This window comes from Streptomonospora sediminis, assembly GCF_054778995.1.
Genome location: NZ_BAAGYZ010000114.1, coordinates 1 through 18,834, shown reverse-complemented (window position 1 = coordinate 18,834; position 18,834 = coordinate 1). Strand labels below are relative to the sequence as shown.

Here is an 18,834-nt window from a genome sequence, read left to right as displayed (position 1 = left end):
GAGACGGGGAAGCGTGATGATGGACTCCGATCCGCCGTTGCGGCGAGTGCACAGGTATAACGGCTACTTGGCGCTGGAGGATCTCGGGCTCATCGGAGACGGAGCAACAGCGGCGCTCGTGGGACTGGACGGGTCCATACCGTGGCTGTGCCTGCCCCGCTTCGACTCCGATCCGCTGCTGTGCGGCCTTTTGGACCACACGCGGGGCGGGCACTTCACCGTTCAGCCGGAGGGGGTCGCGCACGCGCGGCAGCGTTACGAGCCCGATACCGCCGTCTTGGTGACAGAGATGGCCACCGCGGCCGGCCGGGTCCGCGTCACCGATGCGCTTGCGCTGCGCCCGGGCGCCGACCTCAGCGACGACGCCCCCGCCGACCGGGCCGAACTCGTGCGCTCGGCAGTCGTCCTGGACGGCGACGTCCGCCTGCGGGTGGAGTTGGCCCCGCGGGGCGGGGCGCAGGTCCGCCCCGCATCGGGCGGGTTGGCAGTGCAGTCCGCCCGCCATCCCGATCTGCACCTGCACTTGCGCTCGAACCGGCCCGTGGACGGCCTGGACAGCACCCACGTGCTGCGCCGCGGAGACCGCCTTGACCTGGTGCTGTCATGGGGGCGTTTCCACCGCCACCACCGGTTCGACGCCGAGCAGATGCTGCAGGACACGGCCGAGGCATGGCGCCGGTGGATCGCCCACCTCGACTACCACGGCCCTGAGGAGGCGCTGGTCCGCCGGTCGGCGGTCACCCTGAAACTGTGCGACGACTGGGTGAACGGAGCACAGGTGGCGGCGCCGACCGCCTCCTTGCCGGCGCCGGTCGGCGGAAGACGCAACTGGGACTACCGCTACGCCTGGGTCCGCGATGCCGCCTACAGCGTGTTCGCGATGCGCCGTATCGGTTTCGGCAGTGAAGCCGACGCTTTTCTCGGCTGGGTCCTCGACGCCTTCGAGTAGAGCCGGACGCCGCGGATCATGTACCGGCTCGACGGCAGCCCGGTGCCCGAGGAGACCGAGGACGCCGAGTTGGAGGGCTATCGGCGCTCCGCCCCGGTGAGGTGGGGCAACGGGGCGGCCGACCAGCTGCAGCACGACCTCTACGGCGAAGTGCTGGACTGCGCCGACCAGTGGCTGCGGGCCGGCGGGACCCTGGAGCCCACCCTATGGAGTGCCCTGGACGGCCTCGCCCGAACCGCCGCCACCGCGTGGCGGCAACCCGACCAGGGCATCTGGGAAGTACGCAGCGGCGGCCGGGTGTTCACCTACTCGGCCGGCATGTGCCACGTGGCCATGGACCGGGCGGCCGCGATCGGGGAACGGCTGTGCCTGCCCGGGCCGACCGCGGCCAGGCGGGCATCGGCCGACAGACTGCGCCGGCGCATCCTGGAGCACTCCTGGGACGCAGACGCCCAGACGTTTCGCGAGCACCTCGATGGCAGCGGCGGCCTGGACGCCAGCTTGCTCGCCCTCCCGCTGCGCAAGGTGGTACCCGCCGACCATCCGCGCGCGGTCGCCACCACGACTCGCATCACCGAGAGGCTCACCGCAGGAAACGGCCTGCTGTACCGCTACCTGCACGAGCACTCCGCCGACGGCGTGCCCGGCGAGGAGGGGGCGTTCCTGCTGTGCAGCTTCTGGCTGGTGGACAACCTGACGCTTCAAGGGCGGAGCGACGAGGCCGAAACGCTGTACTCCTCGCTGTGCTCCCGCGCGAGCACCCTCGGTCTGTTCCCTGAGCAGATCGATCCGTCGACCGGCGCGTTCATGGGCAACTTCCCGCAAGCCTTCAGCCACATCGGCGTGATCGCCAGTGGAGTGAACCTCGCCCGAGCCAAGGAACAACGGACATGATCGATCGACTCGCCGTCTTCGGCGCCACGGGCGACCTCAGCGCGCGCTACCTGCTGCCCGCGTTGGCCGCGCTGCGGGCATCCGGAAATATCGACTGAGACGGTCCCGTAGCCGTCTAGGATCAGCGGCCGTTCCAACGTCGGGCGTCGATCATCACAGACCCGGGCCAGGTGCGGAGAGCGTGGCCGATCGCAGTGGCAAGACGCTGAGCGGGGAACGGCTGACCGCTGACAGCGCTGCTCGGGTCTTTTACCGGCCAGGGGGCGTCGTGGAACCGTCGGCGCCATGCCAGGCGCGCCAGGCGAGGTGCGCGAACGGGACGATCACCAGCACGTCGACAAGGTAGGCGACCCATTCGAGGCGGAGAACGCGGCCGGCGGGGAAGGCGATGGCGGCGAGGCAGATCAGGGCGGCGACCCAGAGGGGGGACGTTCGCGTCCAAGCGATGATCAGGCCGAACACCAGCAGTGCCAGCGGAAAGACCGGACCCGGCAGCCACAGGACGAGAACGCCCTGCGGCGGATAGTCGTCGAACCCCTCCAGCGCCGGACGCCCTTCCAGTCCAAACGTTCCTTCGAAAAATCCCTGCAACCCGAAGGCGATGCTGCCGAACATCCCCACCAGCACCAGCAGCAGCCAGATCCCGGCGATATTGGGGGCGTGTTCGCGTATCCGATCGTATTCGCCGATGAGTCCGTATACCCACGGAACCATGGACAGCGCAATCAGCATTCCGCCGTTCACCCCGTAATGCCCGTTGGTCCAGAAGAACGGTGATACGGCAAAAATAATAGGGCCGAGGAGAAGTGCCGCCGCCTGCAATCGTCGCACCAACATGGCGGGCACATTATGGTGTCTGATTCAGGCGGGCAACTCCACACACGGGGAGCTTCCTTGTTGCTCCGTCTGCGCGTTCCGGTCCAAACGATTCATCGCCCTCACTGCGTCGCCGGTACCGTCTCCGGCCAGGAAGACGCCCAGCCGTCGTTCGCACTCATGGGTGCGTATGAGTTGCTCATGCGCGAGTTCCGCACCGACGCTCGCGGCGTACGCAAGGCGAACGCAGATGGCTGAGCAATCCCTGCGCAGGGAGGAGGCTGAGTCCGGGTCAGAGCCGGTGTCGGCTGGTCAGTCTGAGGCCCCGCAATCTCGCGGGCCACAGGTCGGAAACCGCCCGCGTCTGCGCGTGGTCGAGGCAGCCGACAGTGCCGCTCCAGCGGTCGCCACGGAAACCGCGGCTCCGTCCGGGTGGTATTTCGGATCCAAGCGCGGCGGCAACGTCCGGACCGGCCAACTCTGGCACCGGTCACCCGGCCCGGCGAACGTTTCGACCAACCTGAGGGGTTTGTGAGGTGCCCGGTGAAATGACGGTCCCGTGAACAACCGTCACCTTCACAAGACATGTCCGCGTACTTGGGTACGATCCGCGTACCGGCGGCCCGGGTTGGAAGGCCCGTCGGGCGCGGCGACGCGCGCCCATGGCTCTTCGATATCGCCCTGCCCCAATACATTGACATCGTGCACCGCCGAACTTGTTCGACGGGGTCGTTCTCGAGCCCGCCGACACGGCTGAACCCCCGCCGAGCTTGGAGTTGATGTGACCGCACAGTTGCCCCAGACCGACTACTCGCCACTGCTGCGTACCGACTTCACGGACGACGAGGCGTGGCAGGCGCTGCTGGAGGGGATCGGCCGCGACTGGATGACCCTCCTGGCCGACCGCAGCCACCAGGGCCTGTCCGTGCCGGAGCTGGTGGAGCTGGTCCCGCAAGGCAGCCGCTATCCGGTGCTGGTCGTCGCCGACAGCCTGGCGTTCTCTTCGGACGAGCGCTCGCTGCTGCTTGTCGACGTCGACGAGGACCCCGGCCGGACGTTTCGGGTCGTGCCCGGTGCGATCTCGTCCGTTGTCGGCGACCTGGCGATCCAGAACCAGAGTTTCGACGACTACCTGGACGCTGTCGGCGGCTCCGGTGCCTATCAGCTCCCCGAGGGGCGTCGTCGGGCGCTCTCGGAGCTGCAAGGGCGCACCCGGGCCGGCGCGCCCGCAGGCTCATCCCGGGCGGCGGCGGGCCCGGTACGCGCCGCGCCGCCGAGCCGGCCCGGTCACGCCGTACAGCCGTCGAGTCGTGAGCCCGGCCACGCTGCACAGCCGCCGACTCCTGGCGTGCCGCCCGGAGCCTGAGCCCGCCGCGCCGACCTCCGGCACGCGCCGAGTCGATCCCTGACCGCCGAGTATCGGTGGAACATCCGATCCATGCATCGCGGATGAGTCGCGCGAGCGGCACGGCGGGCGGAGCCCTCCTGCGCCACGGCAGACTGGGCATGGTGGGCTCCGGCACCGTCCATTCGGTGGCCGCGGTCAGCACCGTCAGCTTTCGGCGGCGTGAGCGGTTTCGGCGCGGGGCTCGGCGTCCGGGCGCGCCGCGGCGGGCGAAGCCTTCCTGCGCCAGGGCATCAACACCAGATACGAAGGTGCGATGACTCCTGCGGCGACGAGAGCGCGGTAGGCGATCAGCGGGGACCCGATGATGGTGGGCAGCAGCCACGCGAGCAGGTGCCCGTCGGTGAACTGCACGGCCACCGGCGTCACGTAGGCGATCACGGTCGACATCATCAGCACGAGGTGGATCCGGTACCACCGGGCGACGGGTTTGCGCCAGGCCAGGTACACCCCGGCCGCAGCGGCGGCCAGCGTCGCCGTGGCGATGATGCCCAGCCACCGCTGCCCGGGAGCGAACGGCAGGAGCGCGTAGGTGGACAGCGCCACCACGACGACGGTCGCGCCGAAGACCCGGCCGGCGATCGTATGCACACCGCGGCGCTTGCGGGCGAGGAGGGCGATCGAAGATGCGGCAAGACCGACGGTTCCGGCGGTTACGTGCAGAACAAGCAGCAATGTGTGCATTGAGTCCCCCGTGAGGACAGGCGGTGCGGGTCACGAACGCTCCCGGACCGTCCACAGTGGAATGTTGCTCACTCAGATTGGACCTGACACAGTGGACTGTCAAGGGGGTGGGGAATGAACGGACGCCGTGCCGGCCGGGACGCACAGCACGGGCTGAACAACACGGCCGCCTCCTTGCTGGGGTTCCTGCACGAACGGTCCATGACCGGTTGGGACCTGGTGACCGCGGCCCAAGAGCTCATGGGCGGCTTCTGGTCCCTCACCCGAAGCCAGGTCTACCGGGAGCTTTCGGCGATGGCGGCGTCCGGGCTGGTCGAGGAACTGGAACGGGGCAAGAGAGACCGCCGTCCCTACGCGATCACCGACGCGGGCCGCCAGGCCTTCGCCGCGTGGAGCGCGGTCGTGCCCGCCGAGGAAGCGGTGCGCTTCCCCCTCCTGCTCATGCTGACCCTTGGCCGCCACGTCGCCCCCGCCCATCTGGTCGCAGCGATTGAGCACCACCGTGCGGTGCATGAGCGGCGCCTCGCCGAATACGAGGACGAATTCCAGGGCACCGAGGACCCCTACGCCATCGCGACGCTGAGCTTCGGTATCCACTACGAACGCGCGGTGCTCTCCTGGTTCGACGACCTGCCGGACGAGATCACGGCCGACGGGGCCCCGCGGGAGGGCTTTCACTCGGACGCCTCCCGCGCCCGCGAGGACGGAGCGGACTTGAGGACGACGGGCACAGCCGGGCATGCGCCACCCTGACGCCGTAGCCCGCCGCTTTTTCCATCCCTCGGCAGTGCCGTGGCCGCCGCGCAGTGTGGGGGAGTAATGGGCTCAAGTGGTGTGTCCGGTCGGTGCCGGAGCTATGGGATCGGTGGGAGGGCGTCGCACTCCGCTCCCGACAGGCGTTACCCACGTCCAGCCCTCATGCAACTAGTAGTTGAGCTCGACGGTGTCGCGGGTATCGGGGTCGGCCGGGTCAGCGCCAGCGGCGACCTCCTGCTGGTAGTGCCGCAGGCCCACCCCGTCCAGCCGCGTGCCGTCCAGGCCGGACTTCCAGTAGGCGGCCGAGTGCAGGTCGGTCCGCGCGACGCCGAGCTCGCCGAGGAGGAGGCGCCGCACCCCGCGCATAACTCCCGCTTCGGCGGCGAGCCAAGCCTGGACGCGCCCGCCGACCCGCTCGCCGTCCCGTACGGCCCGCTCCAGCGGGGACCCGGCGCCAGTGGGCGAACCGCCCGCCACCCAGTGCACGGCGACGTTCGCGCGCGGCCTCAGCAGGTCCCTGTCGGATGAGTGCCCGACCGCGAGGTAGACGGTGGCGGGGACGTGCGGCGGCAGCGACTCGGTAATCGCAGCGACCGCGGGCAGGGCGCTCGCGTCGCCGACCAGGAGGTGGCGGTCGACCCCGGCGCCGGGGTGGAACTCGCGGCGCATCCCGGCCAGGCCGATCGTGTCGCCCACGGAGGCGCTGTCCAGCCACCGCCGGGTGAACCCATCGTGCCGCAGGACGTCGAAGGTGATCCGCCGTCCGCCGCGGTCGAAGCGGCGGACGGTGAACGCGCGGAACACCGGCGGCCGGGCGTTCGGCGGCCAGTACGGCAGCCCGTCCTCGCCCCGCTGCGGGAACTCCACGTCACCGCCGCCGTCCGCGGGGAGCAGGAGCTTGAAGGCGTCGGCCGGCAGCGCGTCGCGGTAGTCGACCAGTTCGTCGCCGGCGACCGCGACCCGGGTGAAGCCGTCAGAGACCGCGGAGACCGACGCAATCCGCACCCGGCAGCTAAGCGCTTGGCCCTGCTTGCTGAGCCGCCGGATCCCCTCACGTACCGAGGTCATGACACACCCTCCAATTCGATTAGGTTAGGTTAACCTAATTGATTGTCAATGCGGTCTTCAAGGGGGCGAGCAAAGGGGGTGCTGCGGGGATATGCGGATAGAAGGACCCGGGCCACCACGGGGGGCGACGGTTTACACGGCGATCGACTGAGGTTAGCCTCACCTTATGAAAATCATCCCCCGTGGTTTCGCCCGCCCGATCGCGCTCGCAGCCGCCCTCGTCCTCGGCGCGGCCGCGTGCGGCGCCCCGGACTCCGAGCACGCCGCCGGCGGGCCCTCCCTGTCCGAACCGGTCGCGGTGGAGCACCGGTTCGACACCACCACCGTCGAAGCGGTGCCCAAGCGCGTCGTCACCCTGGATCTGCAGTGGATCGACGTCATGCTCTCCATGGGCGTGGAACCGGTCGGCTACCCGGACGACACGGCGATGCCCGAATCCGGCGTGCCCTGGCAGGACCTCTCCGGCGACGCGGAGCCGCTGTCGCTCGCGGACGGGCTTCCGGTCGAACAGATCGCCGCGCTCGAACCGGATCTGATCCTCGGCACCTACACAATCCCGGACCGCAAGAGCTACCGGCTGCTCTCGCGTATCTCCCCGACGATCGCCTCACTCGACGAGCGCCAGGTCATGCCCTGGGCGGAGCTGGTCGGAATCGCCGGCAGGGTCCTCGACAAGCCCGCGGCGGCCGACGAGATCGCCGCGTCGGTCCAGGATGAGGTCGAGGCCGCGGCGGCGGACATGCCGGGGCTGGAAGGCCGGACGTTCGCGCTCGCCCAGTATGTGGTCGGCGACAAGATGTACATCGTCGCCGACAAGCACGACGGGTCGAGCACGTTCTTCCAGGACCTGGGCATGCGGATGTACCCGCCGGTCAAGCGCAGGGGCGAGGAGACCGGCGAGGCGCGGATCGGCGTGAGCACCGAGCGCTCCGACCTGCTGCGCGCTGACTTCGTGGCCTTCCTGGTCAACGGCGGTGATGAGAGCGAACTGGGCGACATCCCCGGATTCGATGAGCTTCCCGGTACGGTCGCCGTCCTGGACTACCCGACGATTGTCGCGCTCAACACCCCCACGCCGCTGTCGATCCCGCACGCGCTGGAGACCCTGCGGCCGCACTTGGCGAACGTGGAGGGCGGGGCCGAATGACGCTGTGCCTGTTCGGCTTCCGGCTGTCGTATTCGGGCAAGGCCGTGCACCGGGCGTTCGCCTCCGGCGGCCAGGAGGCGTTCTTCGAGGGCCACGTGCACGCTTCGAGTGTGCTGGGCGGAGTGCCGTTCGGCCAGGTCCGCTAAGACTAGGGGCGCCACACCCACCGCACGTGGCTGGCCGACGACGGTATCCCCGAAGTGGGTCGGGCGGCGCGGCTGGGGCATCGGATGCCGGGGATGGCCGATGTCTACGAGCACGTCACACCCGAGACCAAGTCCCGGATCCTGCAGGTGCTGACCCGCCGGTGGGAGGAGAGCCTCACCGGGCTCGATCACGCAGAGCGACGAAAACCGGAGCTGTTCGTGCCGGAGTTGGCCGATGGGCACTACCGGGACGATGCCGCCTGAGGGTTCAACGACCCTGTGAAAAAAGAATGATCTCCCAGATATCTCCCACGGCGGCTGACGCCTTCCGTGGACAGATCTGAGAGACCCATCCTGACCTGCGATGTTTCTGGTGGGCGATACTGGATTCGAACCAGTGACCTCTACCGTGTCAAGGTAGTACGGCGCTCCGGCCGACCTGGACCGATGTGCGGAGTCGCAGGTCAGAGGCCCTCATTGGGAGTCGTTCGACGCCGTTGAGCCCTGTTGAGACATCTTCCTGTCTCCATTTCGTCTCCACGCCGCTGGCGCACTGACGCCGTCTCCACGAGCTTCTGAGACGTGCGTCCACGGTAGTGCTCACCGGCGCCCGGCTCCTGCGTATGGCTAATGACCTGCGAAGGGGAGCGAGTGCCCATGTCCAGTCCGGTGTCGCGCTGGACCACCGTCGCGACCGTCTGTCTGTTGGCCGCCATCGCGGCCGTGGTCTCCTACGCCCACATGTTCGAGCTGGCCCTGCGCCACGGCGAACCGTCATGGCGCGCCGGCCTGTTCCCGCTGTCGGTCGACGGCATGATCGTCGCCGCCTCCATGTCCCTGCTCAGCGACGCCCGCCAGGGCCGGCGCGGGGGAGTGCTGCCCTGGACGCTATTGATCGTGGGCAGCGCCGCGTCCCTGGCCGCCAACGTTGCGGTGGCCGACCCGACGGCGTGGTCGCGGGTGATCCACGCCTGGCCGAGCTTCGCCTTGATGGGCGCCTACGAGCTGCTCATGCGCCACTTCCGCGTGGCCGCCCGCAGCGAACGCGCCGCATACGCAGACGATGAGCGGATCGGAACGAGCGACGGCTGTGCGCCGGAGCCGGACGAGGAAGCCGGCGCTGCAGGCGTGCAGCGCCCCTATGGAGGATTCCGCGTTCTCGAACCCGAGGACGCTGTGGCGCCGGCATTCGGCTCTGTCGGTCTGGGGACAGCTGTGCCACCCGTCCAAGTCGAGGCCTGGAAGTGGGCACTGGGCCATCGCCGCGAGGACGGTTCACTGCCGACCGGCGGCGAGATCGCCGAAGCCTTCGGGCGGAAACAGCGTTGGGGCCGGTTGGTCAAACAACGAGGGCAGCAAGAAGTGCTCCAGGAGAGCGCCGCGTAGCCGGAGTCGGTCGAAGTCGGAGCACTCGCCTGGTGGCTTGCGGCACGATGTTGTCGAACGTAGGGGGTTGTAGGAAAGAGGGCCTTCCATGGGGGGAACGGCGTATTCGTTCGGATGGGCTTCTTGCTGGGGGAGGTGCAGCGGAGTGTCCATGTTTCGAGGCGGCGGTTTCCGGCTTGCGAGTCCTGGCGGAGACGGCTCGCGAACAAAATCCCTCCAGGGATGATCTGCGACCGGGCGGCGACGTCCGCCATCTCCGTCAGGTCATCACGTTGCGATCCCTCCAGGGACGATCTGCGACACGGGATAAGGCGCGCCGGGAGGCGGAGCAGATGCAGTTGCGATCCCTCCAGGGATGATCTGCGACGCCCGGGCGCGAACCTTCGGTCCATGTTCTTCCTGTTGCGATCCCTCCAGGAATGATCTGCGACTCGGCAGCCACCGGGTGATGCGGCGCCGCGTGCTGTTGCGATCCCTCCAGGGATGATCTGCGACGATCGGGTACACGGGTGACCTTCCCAGGCCAACAGTTGCGATCCCTCCAGGGATGATCTGCGACCTGCAGCGCATCCTCGGCTCTCCCGACACCGCGATGTTGCGATCCCTCCAGGGATGATCTGCGACCTACGCGGGCGCGGTGCTGTGGCATGCCCACGCTGGGTTGCGATCCCTCCAGGGATGATCTGCGACCTTTGGTCTTGAACGATTTAGACTTGCACGCGTCATGTTGCGATCCCTCCAGGGATGATCTGCGACACGAGGACAGCTCGAATCTGACCGCCTACCAATTGTTGCGATCCCTCCAGGGATGATCTGCGACACCCGACGGTAAAATCGCAGGTGAGAGCTACCTTTAGCGCTGCCGCGATCGGGTTTCCGGCAGCAGTCCGCCGGTAATGCAACCGCCCAGGTCAGAATAGGAAGGCACCTCATAGGACCGGACTGTCGGAAGCGAGTTGCTGCCCGACAATGTCGGTCTGCACGCCAGAGGCACCTTGGACACGGTAGATCACGACACTGTCGTACCCCGTGTCGATGACCGCCTCAACGGCGTGTATGAAGGACCGGTACTGGGCAGTGGACAATTCGCCTTGAAAAACGCTGCGCTGGACCCATCGGAGATACCGGCGGCAGGTTTTCAGCACGCGCGGGTTCCGCTCGGCTAGCGTGTCGTAGACCACGATCACGAACACGGCTACCACCAAGGCCGGAACGGCTTGTACTGCGCGTTTTCCAAACAGAGCCGGACGATCTTCAACGCCTCCAGATGTATCAGCTCCTCATAGGAGACCTTGCGGCGCAGCTTGCGGTGGTAGACGGTGGTGGACAGTTCAGTGCGCAGCATCTCGGCGACCTTCTTGCGTCCGTCTTTGCTGAGCGAGGCGCGGCCGACGGAGGATTCGAAATCGGACTCGCGCAGTGTTCTCTGTGCTGCGGCGCGGCGCAGGAGGCGTTCAGCGAAAAGCGGTTTGAACGGTTCGGCCAGGTCCAACGCGAGCGTGTTTCGGCGGCGGTCGGTGTCGGCGTGCAGGAATCCGATCGCGGGATGCAGCGGTGTGCAGCGCAGCTGTCAGCATCCGTGCGTAGACGATGCTGTTGGCATAGCTGATGAAGGCGTTTCCCGCGTTGGTGGGCGGCCGTCGCGTGCGGCCGTCCAGGCGCAGCCAGGGCGGAAGCATCGTGTCCAGGACTTCCCAGGCGCTGCGCCGGAAGTTGCCTTCGACGCCCATGCAGTTCTCGCACTCGTCGGCGTTGTCGATGTCCTCGTTCAGCCGTTTCAAGGGAGCATCCAGCAGGTTGGTGTCCAAGGCCCAGGCCACGTTCGCGGCGGTGGTGCGGACCAGGTCCCGGGCGATGTTGGTTTTGGCGGCCGAGTCGTCGGTCACCTGTACCTGGCGGCGCACGGTATGCGCTGAGGACATGTCCTCGGCGGGTGTGAGGCTGCCGGCGTAGTTGCCGTAGTGGTCGAGCACGTGGGCGGTGATGCTGTGGCGGCTGAGCAGGGAAACGGCTGCGGTGTTGATGTCGGCGTGGTCGAACAGCACCAGGTCGCGGATGTCGGTGATCGGGATGCGTACCGGTGTGTGGTCGGGGCGTTCGATGCGGACGCTGTTGTCTTCCCGGCGGATGCGGCAAAGCTCGGTGAGCCAGTAGGTGCGTGCGGAGGCACTCAATTCATTCTCCCCAGCAGTAGTCGATGTAGGAGCAGCCCCGGCACTGGGACCGCTCCAGCCGCGGCTGCGCGCCGGGCGCGTCGATGACGGCGCGGGCGGCCCGCTCGGTGCGTTCGGCTTCGGCACGCGCGGCGCCGTCCCAGGCGACCTCGACGGTGCGGCGGATGAGGGGGTAGTGGACGACCCCGCGGGCGACGTTGACTCCCAGCCGCCACAGCAGAAGGCAGTAGTGGCGGACCTGGGCTTCGTGCTGGGGCGAGGGGCGGCGGGAGGATTTGGTTTCGTGGACGACGGCGCCGGTGGTGACCCAGTCGATTTTGGCTTCGCCCAGGTCGATGTCGCGCCTTCGGGTATAGGTGGTCTCATCGACGGCCTCGCCGAAGGCGACGGTTTCGCTGCGGTGTTCGGGGCGGTAGCCGCGGGTGTAGAGCCAGAGTTGGCGCGGGCAGTGCAGCAGGTACTTGATGTGCACTCCGCCGAGGCTCTCGGCGTCCTCGCTCATAGAACCGACGTTTCGGGCCGGTCGGGCTGGGAGGCCGCGGTGAGGTCGAGGCCGCGCTCGGCGGTGTAGGGAAGGTCGGTGATCCAGGTTGTGGTCTGGCGGTCCCACCAGATCCGGCGGGTCCGGCGGTGTTTGGCGAATTGCCCGTAGGTGATGGGGATGAGCAGCCGGGCGGCCAGCAGCGCTGACTGACCGCGCAGATCCAGGAATTCACTGTGGTTGCGTTCCAGCAGTACGTCGACGGTGTCGAACTGCTCGTCGAGGCGATCGGCGTGGCCGCTGCGGTCGTGGAAGGGGTCGGGGAAGGTGAGGAAGGCGGTGGTGAAGGCGTCGCGGGCGCGGCGCGCCTGCTCCAGCCAGGTGCGGCCCCAGCCGGTGTCGTAGGCCTGGCGCAGCCATTCCTCGATGGTCTGCTCGGAGACGAGGGGGCCGGGGGTGGTGGTTAGGGCGTGCCAGGCGGCTGCCAGCGCCGCCGACTCGTAGGGGGCGGCTTCTTCTACCGCGTGCACGCGGAACTCGACCGGGCCTTGCGGGTGGCGCCCGCGCCGGTTGACGCGGCCGGCACGCTGGGCCAGGGCTTCGACCGGAGCCGCCTCGCTGGCGCCCCGGTCGAAGTCCAGACACAGGGACACCTCCAGGCATTGGGTCGAGACCACCAGGCCGCCGCGGCGTTGGGATTCCTCTCCGTCGCGCTCGGGGTAGTCGTGGGTGATGCGGGCTTCAATGGCGGCGCGGTCGCAGACGCGAAAGCGCGAATGCAGCAGGATCGCTGCATTGGCGTCGTCGGGCCAGGCGGTGCGGGCGGTTGGGGCCAGTTCGGCGTAGAGGTGTTGGGCGGTGGCTACGGTGTTGGCGACCACCAGCACGCTGTGGCCTTGGGCGAGCCATGCGCGGATGCGCTCCAGGCTGTGGGGGTGGGTGATGGGGTGCTCGTCCAGGGCGAGGCGGTGGCGGTCAGGGGCGGTGCCCTGCGGGGCCTGCAGGTGCGTGACCGGCTGGGTCAGCGTCTCCTCGACCAGGGCGAGCATGGGCGGGGCGAGGGTGGCCGACAGCACGGCCACCCGGCTCCCCAACTGCTCCCACAGCCGCATAGCCGCGCAGATCCGGCCGAAGGTGGTGGGGTCGTAGGCGTGCAGTTCGTCCAGCACGATCACCGTGTTGGCCTGCTCCAGCAGGACACTCGCATAGCGCGGGCCCGCGATCGCCGCCCGTAGCAGCTGGTGCGGGGTGGCGATGCGCACCCGTTGGGCGAAGAGACCGCGCATCACGTCGGCTTGGTCGCGCGCCTTGTGGGCGGCGGCCGTATCGGCTGCCGCGGTGGCCTGTGCTGCGGTGTCGTCGGCGACCGCGCAGGTCAGCAGGGTTTGCGCCGCTCCCGAGTGCAGGATGGCGATGTCGGGTTTGTCGTCTCCGGGGGCGGGAATCAGCGTGTGGCGGAACCGGTCGCGGGCGGCGTCGATCGAGGCCCGGTAGGGCAGCACCCACACCAGGCGGGGTTGGGCGGGCATGGCGGCGATCTGGCGGGAGGCCCAGGCCAGGCCGGCTTCGGTCTTTCCGCTTCCGGTGGGGGCGCGCAGCACCAGGTGGCCGTCGCTGGCGGCGGCGTCTTTCTGGTGCGGATAGGGCGAGGCCAGTGTGGTGAGGAAGTCCGCCGGCAGGGGCATGTGGGTTTGCAGATCCACGTGGGCGGAGGCGGCGTGGTCGGCCAGGGTGAGGGCCCCTTGCAGCAGGACCGCCACCAGTCCCTCCTGCCCCGGGACGGGGGCGCACCAGTCGGCGTGGCTGCGGGCGAAGGCGTCGCGCGCCAGCTCCCACAGTTTGCGCCGCTCGTCTGCGGGGGCTCGGGTGTGCAGGTGGCCGGCGAACCAGGACAGGGCGGCGCGGTGGCGCGCCGGCGGCACCTGGGTGCGGGGACGGCCCGGTTCGGGGGAGGGGTCGATGCCGAACTTCTTCTTCCAGTCGGCGACGGGCGCGTAGTGCTCTGCGAGCTGGTTGGCGCCGATCAGGCAGCGGTGGTGGCTGACGACGGCCGCCGCGATCATGCGGCGATCGTGAGCGGAGCGGGTGCGGGTGAGCAGATCGACATAAGCCAGGGACAGCACTTCGTGGCGTTCGCCCCAGGCGGGCCCGCCCGGCCGTAGCTGCCGTTGGAAGCCTTCGGCGACCTTGCCGGCGTCGTGCAGGAGCGCCGCGGTCTCCACCCACGACCAGAAACCGGCGATTTCGGCCAGCAGGCCGGGGGAGCCGATGCGCCGGGCGAGGGTGCGTGCCGTGGTGCGGACCTGCTGGCTGTGCTCGGTCAGCAACTCCGGGCGGCCCAGCGGTGAGCGCTCCGGCGATTTGGCCCACACCTGGGCCAGCTCCGCGTGCTCGGCTGCGTCGGGGGCGGGGGTGTGCAGCCAGACGGCCTGGTCGTCGGTCGGGTCGCGGTAGGCACCGCGCACCGGTGCGCGGCCCGCGGGCCGCGCACACCACAGGAAACTGCCGTACTCGGTGGTCCACCGGTCGGTGCTGACGGTGTGGGCCAGACGCAGCACCGTGGCCGCAGGCGCATCGTGGGAGCCGGGCGGTGCCAGGGCGTGACCGATCACCGCCTCGCGGGTGGGCTGCAACCGCACCCGGCAAATGGAACGGATGTGGACCAGGTCCTGGGAGCGCCCCAGGCGCAGGCCCCACACCGGTCGGCGCAGCGCCGCCGCGATGCGCTCGGCGTCGGGCTCGGGCACCCACACGGTCAGGTGCACCCCGACCAGAAACGGGCGCTGGCGCAGCGTGCGACCGCCCTTGCCGGCGGCGACCTGCCCGGCCACGGCCGGGTTGGAGCCGTCGGCGGCGATGGGATGGTAGGTCTCGTCGTCGACCCCGCGCCCGTCGTGGTGGGCGGCCAGACCGAGCACGACCGGCTCGGCGCCGGCCCCGGTGGCGGCGGCGAGCATGCCACGCACCGTGGAAGGCGGCGGGACCGGCAAGCAGCGGCTGACACAGGGAAACATCGGGTCGCGGAAGGAGGCGACCGGCGCGAACAGTTCGATGCGCGCCGCTGCCACCGGGGCCCGGGCGGTGCTGACCTGGGTCATCGCTGGGGGTCCTCGAACCAGGCGTCGTGGGTGCCCTGGCGCAGCTCATCGGCCAGCGTGCGCAGCATCGTACGCGGATGGTCGATGCGCACCTGCCCCGCCTCCAGCAAGGCCGCGGCCCCGTCTTCGAACGCGGTGCGCGAGGCGTCGCGAAAGCCCGGCCGCCACCCCATGCGCACCGGCGCCTCCCACTGCCCCGACCAGGCATCCAGCTCCTGGGACAGCACGTCGCCGCGCACCCGTAGCCCTTTGTTGTCGGGGCCGCCGTCGATCACCATCCCCAGGGGGTTGGTGCCGCCGGCCATCGGCACCGCCGCCACCAGCGCCGGAGTGCGGTCGCCGTAGTGCAGCGCCTTCTTCGCGCCCCCCGCCAGTTCGGCCAGCGCCTCCAGCAGCAGCCCAGCCCGGTCACGGCGCTGCTCCAGCGGCAGCCGCATCGCGGGCTGCCCGCGGAACGTGAGCGCGCTCGCCCCCGAGGCGGCCGCCTCGGCCGCCTGGGCGGCGGCCTCCGGGCTGAGGTAGTTCGCCTTGCCGCCGCCGCTGGGCAGGGTGAAGGTCCCGACCCGCGGCAGGTCCAGCAGGAACGGGGCGGCCAGGTCGGCGGTGTAGAACTCGTGGGAGTGCAGTACCGGATCGTCCACACCGCGCGCCATCACGCCGAAGTCCTGAGTGGGCCGGGCCGGTTCCACCGACATGAAGGTGCCCACCATGAAAGGGCTGTCGCGCAGGGTGGTGGACTTGTCGCTGTCCTTGGCGCCGGCGCGCATGTAACCGAACAGGTCATCGTCGGCATAGCGGGCCGGATCGGCCGTGGTGGTCGCCTTCTGCGCTTTTCCCTTGCCGGCGCGCTCAACGGGCGAGGGCAGGGATCCGGCCGCGGTCATGGTCTCGCGCAGCCACCGTCGAAAGGCCTGCGCCGAGACGTAAGGGTAGGTGGCGCCGCGCACCCGCGCCTGCTTGACCGGGGTGGCGGTGCTCCCATCGCCTTTGGCGTTGTTGGGCGCACCGGCCTCCACAGCGAGCACAATGCTTCCCGCCAGATAACTCATCAGGCATACTCCTCGTCAGCCAGGGGGTCGGTGTCCTCATGGCGCATCGGCGCCTCATCGCCGGCCTCGTCGTCCTCGCCGGTGGCGAGAGAGGCGCCGCGCTCGTGCAGTTGCACCAGTACCTCGAACCACAGGTGGCACCGGGCCTGCCACCGCAAACCGCCGCCGGCGACCACCTCGTCGACCTTCTCCGGCGGCACAGGGACACGCCGGGGATCGTCCAACGTCAGCCGGCCACTGGCATTCATCAGCACCTTGTGCAGCAGGTAGCCGTGATCGGCCGCCCGCCGGTACTCGTTGAACCGGCCCCGGCTGGAATCAGCCGTGATCCATTCCGCCAGAAGCGCGGCGACCGGTTTGAGATCGTGGTTGTCCACGCCGTACATCACCTCCAAATACAGGGCTGACAGAGCCCGCCACTGGTGCAGCGTCTGCCACGACAGGCGCCCGGGCTCGCGCGCCTGGTAACGCAGTTGGCTGACCAGCCGATCGGCCGGCTGCAGGTCCGGGTCGAAAAGGGTGCGGGCCGCGGCTGTTGCCCCATCCACCTGCACGCGCCCCGATGCATCGCGACGCTGCATCACCTGACGCAGCTCGCGCCACCCGGCTCGGCACTGGCTGTCGGTCAGCATCCGCTCCAGGAACCGGGCGGTGCCGCTGCGGGTGCTGCGGACCTGCAACCACGGCTCCTGGTTGTCGTTCTTGAACACCCACAGCGTGGCCGCAGCCTCCTGCTCGGCCACGTCGGGCCGCAGGACTTGGACCGCGGCGGCCTCCGGCCCGCGCCCCGCGGACCCGGTATCGAACCCCAACTGCTGGATGCGCAGCGCCCGCACGGTGTTGCGCGCCACGAACTCCCGCTCGACCTGCGGCGTGTCGCTGGTGAGGACCGCGGCCCACCCGGCGGTGACCCAGGCGCCGTAGGGCAGCGCCCACATCGCCACCCGGCATGGGCGACACACCGGCCACCCGGCCAGACCGGTGGGCAGGGTATTGAGCACACGGTCGGAGTCGAACATCGGCAACGCGGCCTTGGCCCACACCACGGTGGCCGCCGCGGTGCAGAACGCGCACGGCCGCACCGGTCCGCCGCCGCCATCGGGCGCGAACATCGCCGCCACCTCCCGACGCAGCACCTCCGGATCCTTGGGCCGCTTGGCATGGGTGGGCTTGGAATTGGGGTACAGCGCGAAAAGCACCTTCCACCAGTCATAGGCCGCGCTGGACTTGGCGGCACTGGCCGCGGCCACGACGTCCTCGACGATCCGCTCGGCGACGCTCTCCAGGTCCTCGGCGGTGACCCGGTCGGGGCTGGGGCGCCCGGCTAGTTCGGCGACGGACCGGGCGCCGCACCGCTGCAGCGGGTGTTCGCTCAACCGCACCACGGTCGGCTCCGGGGTCAGGGTCATTTCACCCACCCGAACCCTTGGACGGTCTGCAGCCCCAGCCCCCAGTCATAAAGGGCATCGAGCAGAGAAGGCGCCGCGGAGATCCGTACGGTGGCCCGGGCTCCGATCCGATACCCCTTACCGGTGTGGAAACGGCGCCGCGGCCCGGAATCCAGCACCTCGACCGCCGCCTCGTTCGGCAGCCCTAAAACGTCGGCCTTGTGTCGGACGTTGTGTACAAACCGGTCAACGAACCAGGAATCCTCAGGAAGCAGGAAACGGCTCTCGTGTTTGAGCACCACAGGCGAGAGCGTTTCGAACACCGCCGTGCCCGCGGAATGGTCCGGGGCCGGGTCCACCTGCACACCGCCGACCTTCACCGTCAGCCCGCCCCACCGCAGTTCCTGGCGCTGCGCGATGCTTCCCAGCAGGCACCCCGCGATCCGCGGCACGGGCGATCCCAACCGGATGCGCCCGTTCTCACAGACGGCGATTCCGGTGCTGCCGGGCTTGGCCTTCGCGAACACCGGTGGGCAGATCCCCAGCGGCCGCAGCGTCGAACCGGACCACCCCTGGTCATGCAGCTCCGCGGCCAGCGCCGCATCGTGTTCACCGACCAGTTCATATAGGACCGCGCGCGCCGGCGCATGGACCTGTTCCCACGGAATCTCGTGATCAGCCGCGGCCACCTCGATGCAGAAGCGCACCGGTATCCCTCCCTCACCATGGCGGGCTCTCTGCGGAATGCTTACCGGAGGCCACCGACAAATCCGAGAAGGAGCGTAGCCACAGGGGCCGCACATGCGGGGCTAAACGAAAAAATCGACATGCGGGACCTCAACGCGGATGCTCGGAGAGCTGCATTAACATGAGCGGAACACCCTGGAGGGATCGCAACATTGTCTCTTTCGCTGAGACGAATATGTCATCATCCCTGGAGGGATGTCCGAAAGAGTCCTGAAGGTCGGAAAAGGATGATTCGCGTTCGAAGGCGGTGCTGACCGCCGAGTCCGCGCCAGGTGTAGCGAGGGGCTGGTCTCCAGCAACTGGAGGCCAGCCCCTATGTCTGTGCGCGTGCCCCGGCATTACTCGTGTGGCAAAGGGCGGCCTTAACCGATCCCCGGTTCAAGCGCGACGCGCAACTGAAGTTTCGCCACTCGCAACCGTGGCAGTGCCGTCCCGATCAGGATCCCAGTGATCAATGACCACAGTGGCACGTCCTCGAACACGATATCGATATCCCTTCCATTTGTTTCTGTGAGGGTTGCGTTACTCTATGCGACAATTCCTGGTGCTGTAACTGTCCATGTAGCTGGCACGCGACATCTCAGCTAACCTCGATCTTTCGTGAGGCTGCGGCGTCGAAGTGAAGGACCCGGCCCTGTCTCACGAG

15 protein-coding genes, 2 pseudogenes and 1 CRISPR repeat array are annotated in these 18,834 nt (G+C 68.9%); of the genes and pseudogenes, 7 read left to right on the top strand and 10 right to left on the bottom strand.

All coding sequences use genetic code 11. From position 1 onward, the window contains the following. The first annotated feature begins 16 nt into the window (after positions 1-16). Positions 17-1,843: pseudogene (locus ACYVD5_RS22175) on the top strand (glycoside hydrolase family 15 protein). Between the two features lie 249 nt (positions 1,844-2,092). Here ACYVD5_RS22175 and ACYVD5_RS22170 read toward each other — a convergent pair. Next, on the bottom strand, positions 2,093-2,680 hold the full coding sequence (locus ACYVD5_RS22170; RefSeq protein ID WP_461003045.1) for a hypothetical protein: 588 nt from the start codon (positions 2,678-2,680) through the stop codon (positions 2,093-2,095). 760 nt (positions 2,681-3,440) lie between these two features. On the opposite strand from ACYVD5_RS22170, the gene ACYVD5_RS22165 reads away from it, so the two are divergent. Then, on the top strand, positions 3,441-4,025 hold the full coding sequence (locus ACYVD5_RS22165) for a DUF6924 domain-containing protein (protein ID WP_461003044.1): 585 nt from the start codon (positions 3,441-3,443) through the stop codon (positions 4,023-4,025). 186 nt (positions 4,026-4,211) lie between these two features. Here ACYVD5_RS22165 and ACYVD5_RS22160 read toward each other — a convergent pair whose 3' ends face one another. Beyond that, positions 4,212-4,748, bottom strand: a complete 537-nt coding sequence (locus tag ACYVD5_RS22160) for a hypothetical protein (protein ID WP_461003043.1) — start codon at positions 4,746-4,748, stop codon at positions 4,212-4,214. A 114-nt stretch (positions 4,749-4,862) separates the two neighbouring features. Here ACYVD5_RS22160 and ACYVD5_RS22155 point away from each other — a divergent pair, with 114 nt between their 5' ends. Next, entirely contained in the window at positions 4,863-5,501 is a 639-nt protein-coding gene (locus tag ACYVD5_RS22155) for a PadR family transcriptional regulator (RefSeq protein WP_461003042.1), read from the top strand. 171 nt (positions 5,502-5,672) lie between these two features. On the opposite strand, the gene ACYVD5_RS22150 is transcribed toward ACYVD5_RS22155, so the two are convergent. Next, the gene (locus ACYVD5_RS22150; protein ID WP_461003041.1) at positions 5,673-6,572 is read right to left on the bottom strand and encodes a siderophore-interacting protein; all 900 of its coding nucleotides are present in this window, start codon (positions 6,570-6,572) and stop codon (positions 5,673-5,675) included. A gap of 166 nt (positions 6,573-6,738) precedes the next feature. Between ACYVD5_RS22150 and ACYVD5_RS22145 the strand changes: the two genes are divergently transcribed. The 4 genes from ACYVD5_RS22145 (at position 6,739) to ACYVD5_RS22130 (ending at position 9,251) form a co-directional block, all read left to right on the top strand. Next, positions 6,739-7,719, top strand: coding sequence for an ABC transporter substrate-binding protein (locus tag ACYVD5_RS22145; RefSeq protein WP_461003040.1), 981 nt, complete (start codon positions 6,739-6,741; stop codon positions 7,717-7,719). After that, positions 7,716-7,865: a hypothetical protein gene (locus ACYVD5_RS22140; protein ID WP_461003039.1), complete on the top strand. Its 150-nt coding sequence runs from the start codon at positions 7,716-7,718 to the stop codon at positions 7,863-7,865. Before ACYVD5_RS22145 ends, ACYVD5_RS22140 begins: the two co-directional genes overlap by 4 nt. A 93-nt stretch (positions 7,866-7,958) precedes the next feature. Next, the gene (locus ACYVD5_RS22135; protein WP_461003038.1) at positions 7,959-8,129 is read left to right on the top strand and encodes a hypothetical protein; all 171 of its coding nucleotides are present in this window, start codon (positions 7,959-7,961) and stop codon (positions 8,127-8,129) included. A 393-nt stretch (positions 8,130-8,522) separates the two neighbouring features. Further along, complete coding sequence (locus ACYVD5_RS22130; RefSeq protein ID WP_461003037.1) at positions 8,523-9,251, top strand: DUF2637 domain-containing protein; 729 nt, start codon at positions 8,523-8,525, stop codon at positions 9,249-9,251. 204 nt (positions 9,252-9,455) lie between these two features. Beyond that, positions 9,456-10,071: direct repeats of the CRISPR family, unit length 30 nt; unit sequence GTTGCGATCCCTCCAGGGATGATCTGCGAC. Positions 10,072-10,180: 109 nt separating this feature from the next. On the opposite strand, the gene cas2 is transcribed toward ACYVD5_RS22130, so the two are convergent. From cas2 to cas6, 7 genes and pseudogenes are all read right to left on the bottom strand, one after another. Next, entirely contained in the window at positions 10,181-10,444 is a 264-nt protein-coding gene (gene cas2 / locus ACYVD5_RS22125; protein WP_461003036.1) for a CRISPR-associated endonuclease Cas2, read from the bottom strand. 2 nt (positions 10,445-10,446) lie between these two features. Further along, a pseudogene (cas1b, locus tag ACYVD5_RS22120) lies at positions 10,447-11,425 on the bottom strand (type I-B CRISPR-associated endonuclease Cas1b). Between the two features lies 1 nt (position 11,426). Continuing rightward, complete coding sequence (locus ACYVD5_RS22115) at positions 11,427-11,927, bottom strand: CRISPR-associated protein Cas4 (protein WP_461003035.1); 501 nt, start codon at positions 11,925-11,927, stop codon at positions 11,427-11,429. After that, positions 11,924-15,004, bottom strand: a complete 3,081-nt coding sequence (cas3, locus tag ACYVD5_RS22110) for a CRISPR-associated helicase Cas3' (RefSeq protein WP_461003034.1) — start codon at positions 15,002-15,004, stop codon at positions 11,924-11,926. Before cas3 ends, ACYVD5_RS22115 begins: the two co-directional genes overlap by 4 nt. Beyond that, entirely contained in the window at positions 15,001-16,053 is a 1,053-nt protein-coding gene (gene cas7i / locus ACYVD5_RS22105; protein ID WP_461003033.1) for a type I-B CRISPR-associated protein Cas7/Cst2/DevR, read from the bottom strand. Before cas7i ends, cas3 begins: the two co-directional genes overlap by 4 nt. Beyond that, positions 16,053-17,462 carry a hypothetical protein gene (locus ACYVD5_RS22100; RefSeq protein ID WP_461003032.1) on the bottom strand — a complete coding sequence of 470 codons (1,410 nt, stop codon included), beginning with the start codon at positions 17,460-17,462 and terminating at the stop codon, positions 16,053-16,055. The genes cas7i and ACYVD5_RS22100 overlap by 1 nt, the downstream gene beginning before the upstream one ends. Beyond that, complete coding sequence (gene cas6, locus ACYVD5_RS22095) at positions 17,459-18,148, bottom strand: CRISPR-associated endoribonuclease Cas6 (protein ID WP_461003031.1); 690 nt, start codon at positions 18,146-18,148, stop codon at positions 17,459-17,461. The genes ACYVD5_RS22100 and cas6 overlap by 4 nt, the downstream gene beginning before the upstream one ends. Positions 18,149-18,834: the final 686 nt, after the last annotated feature.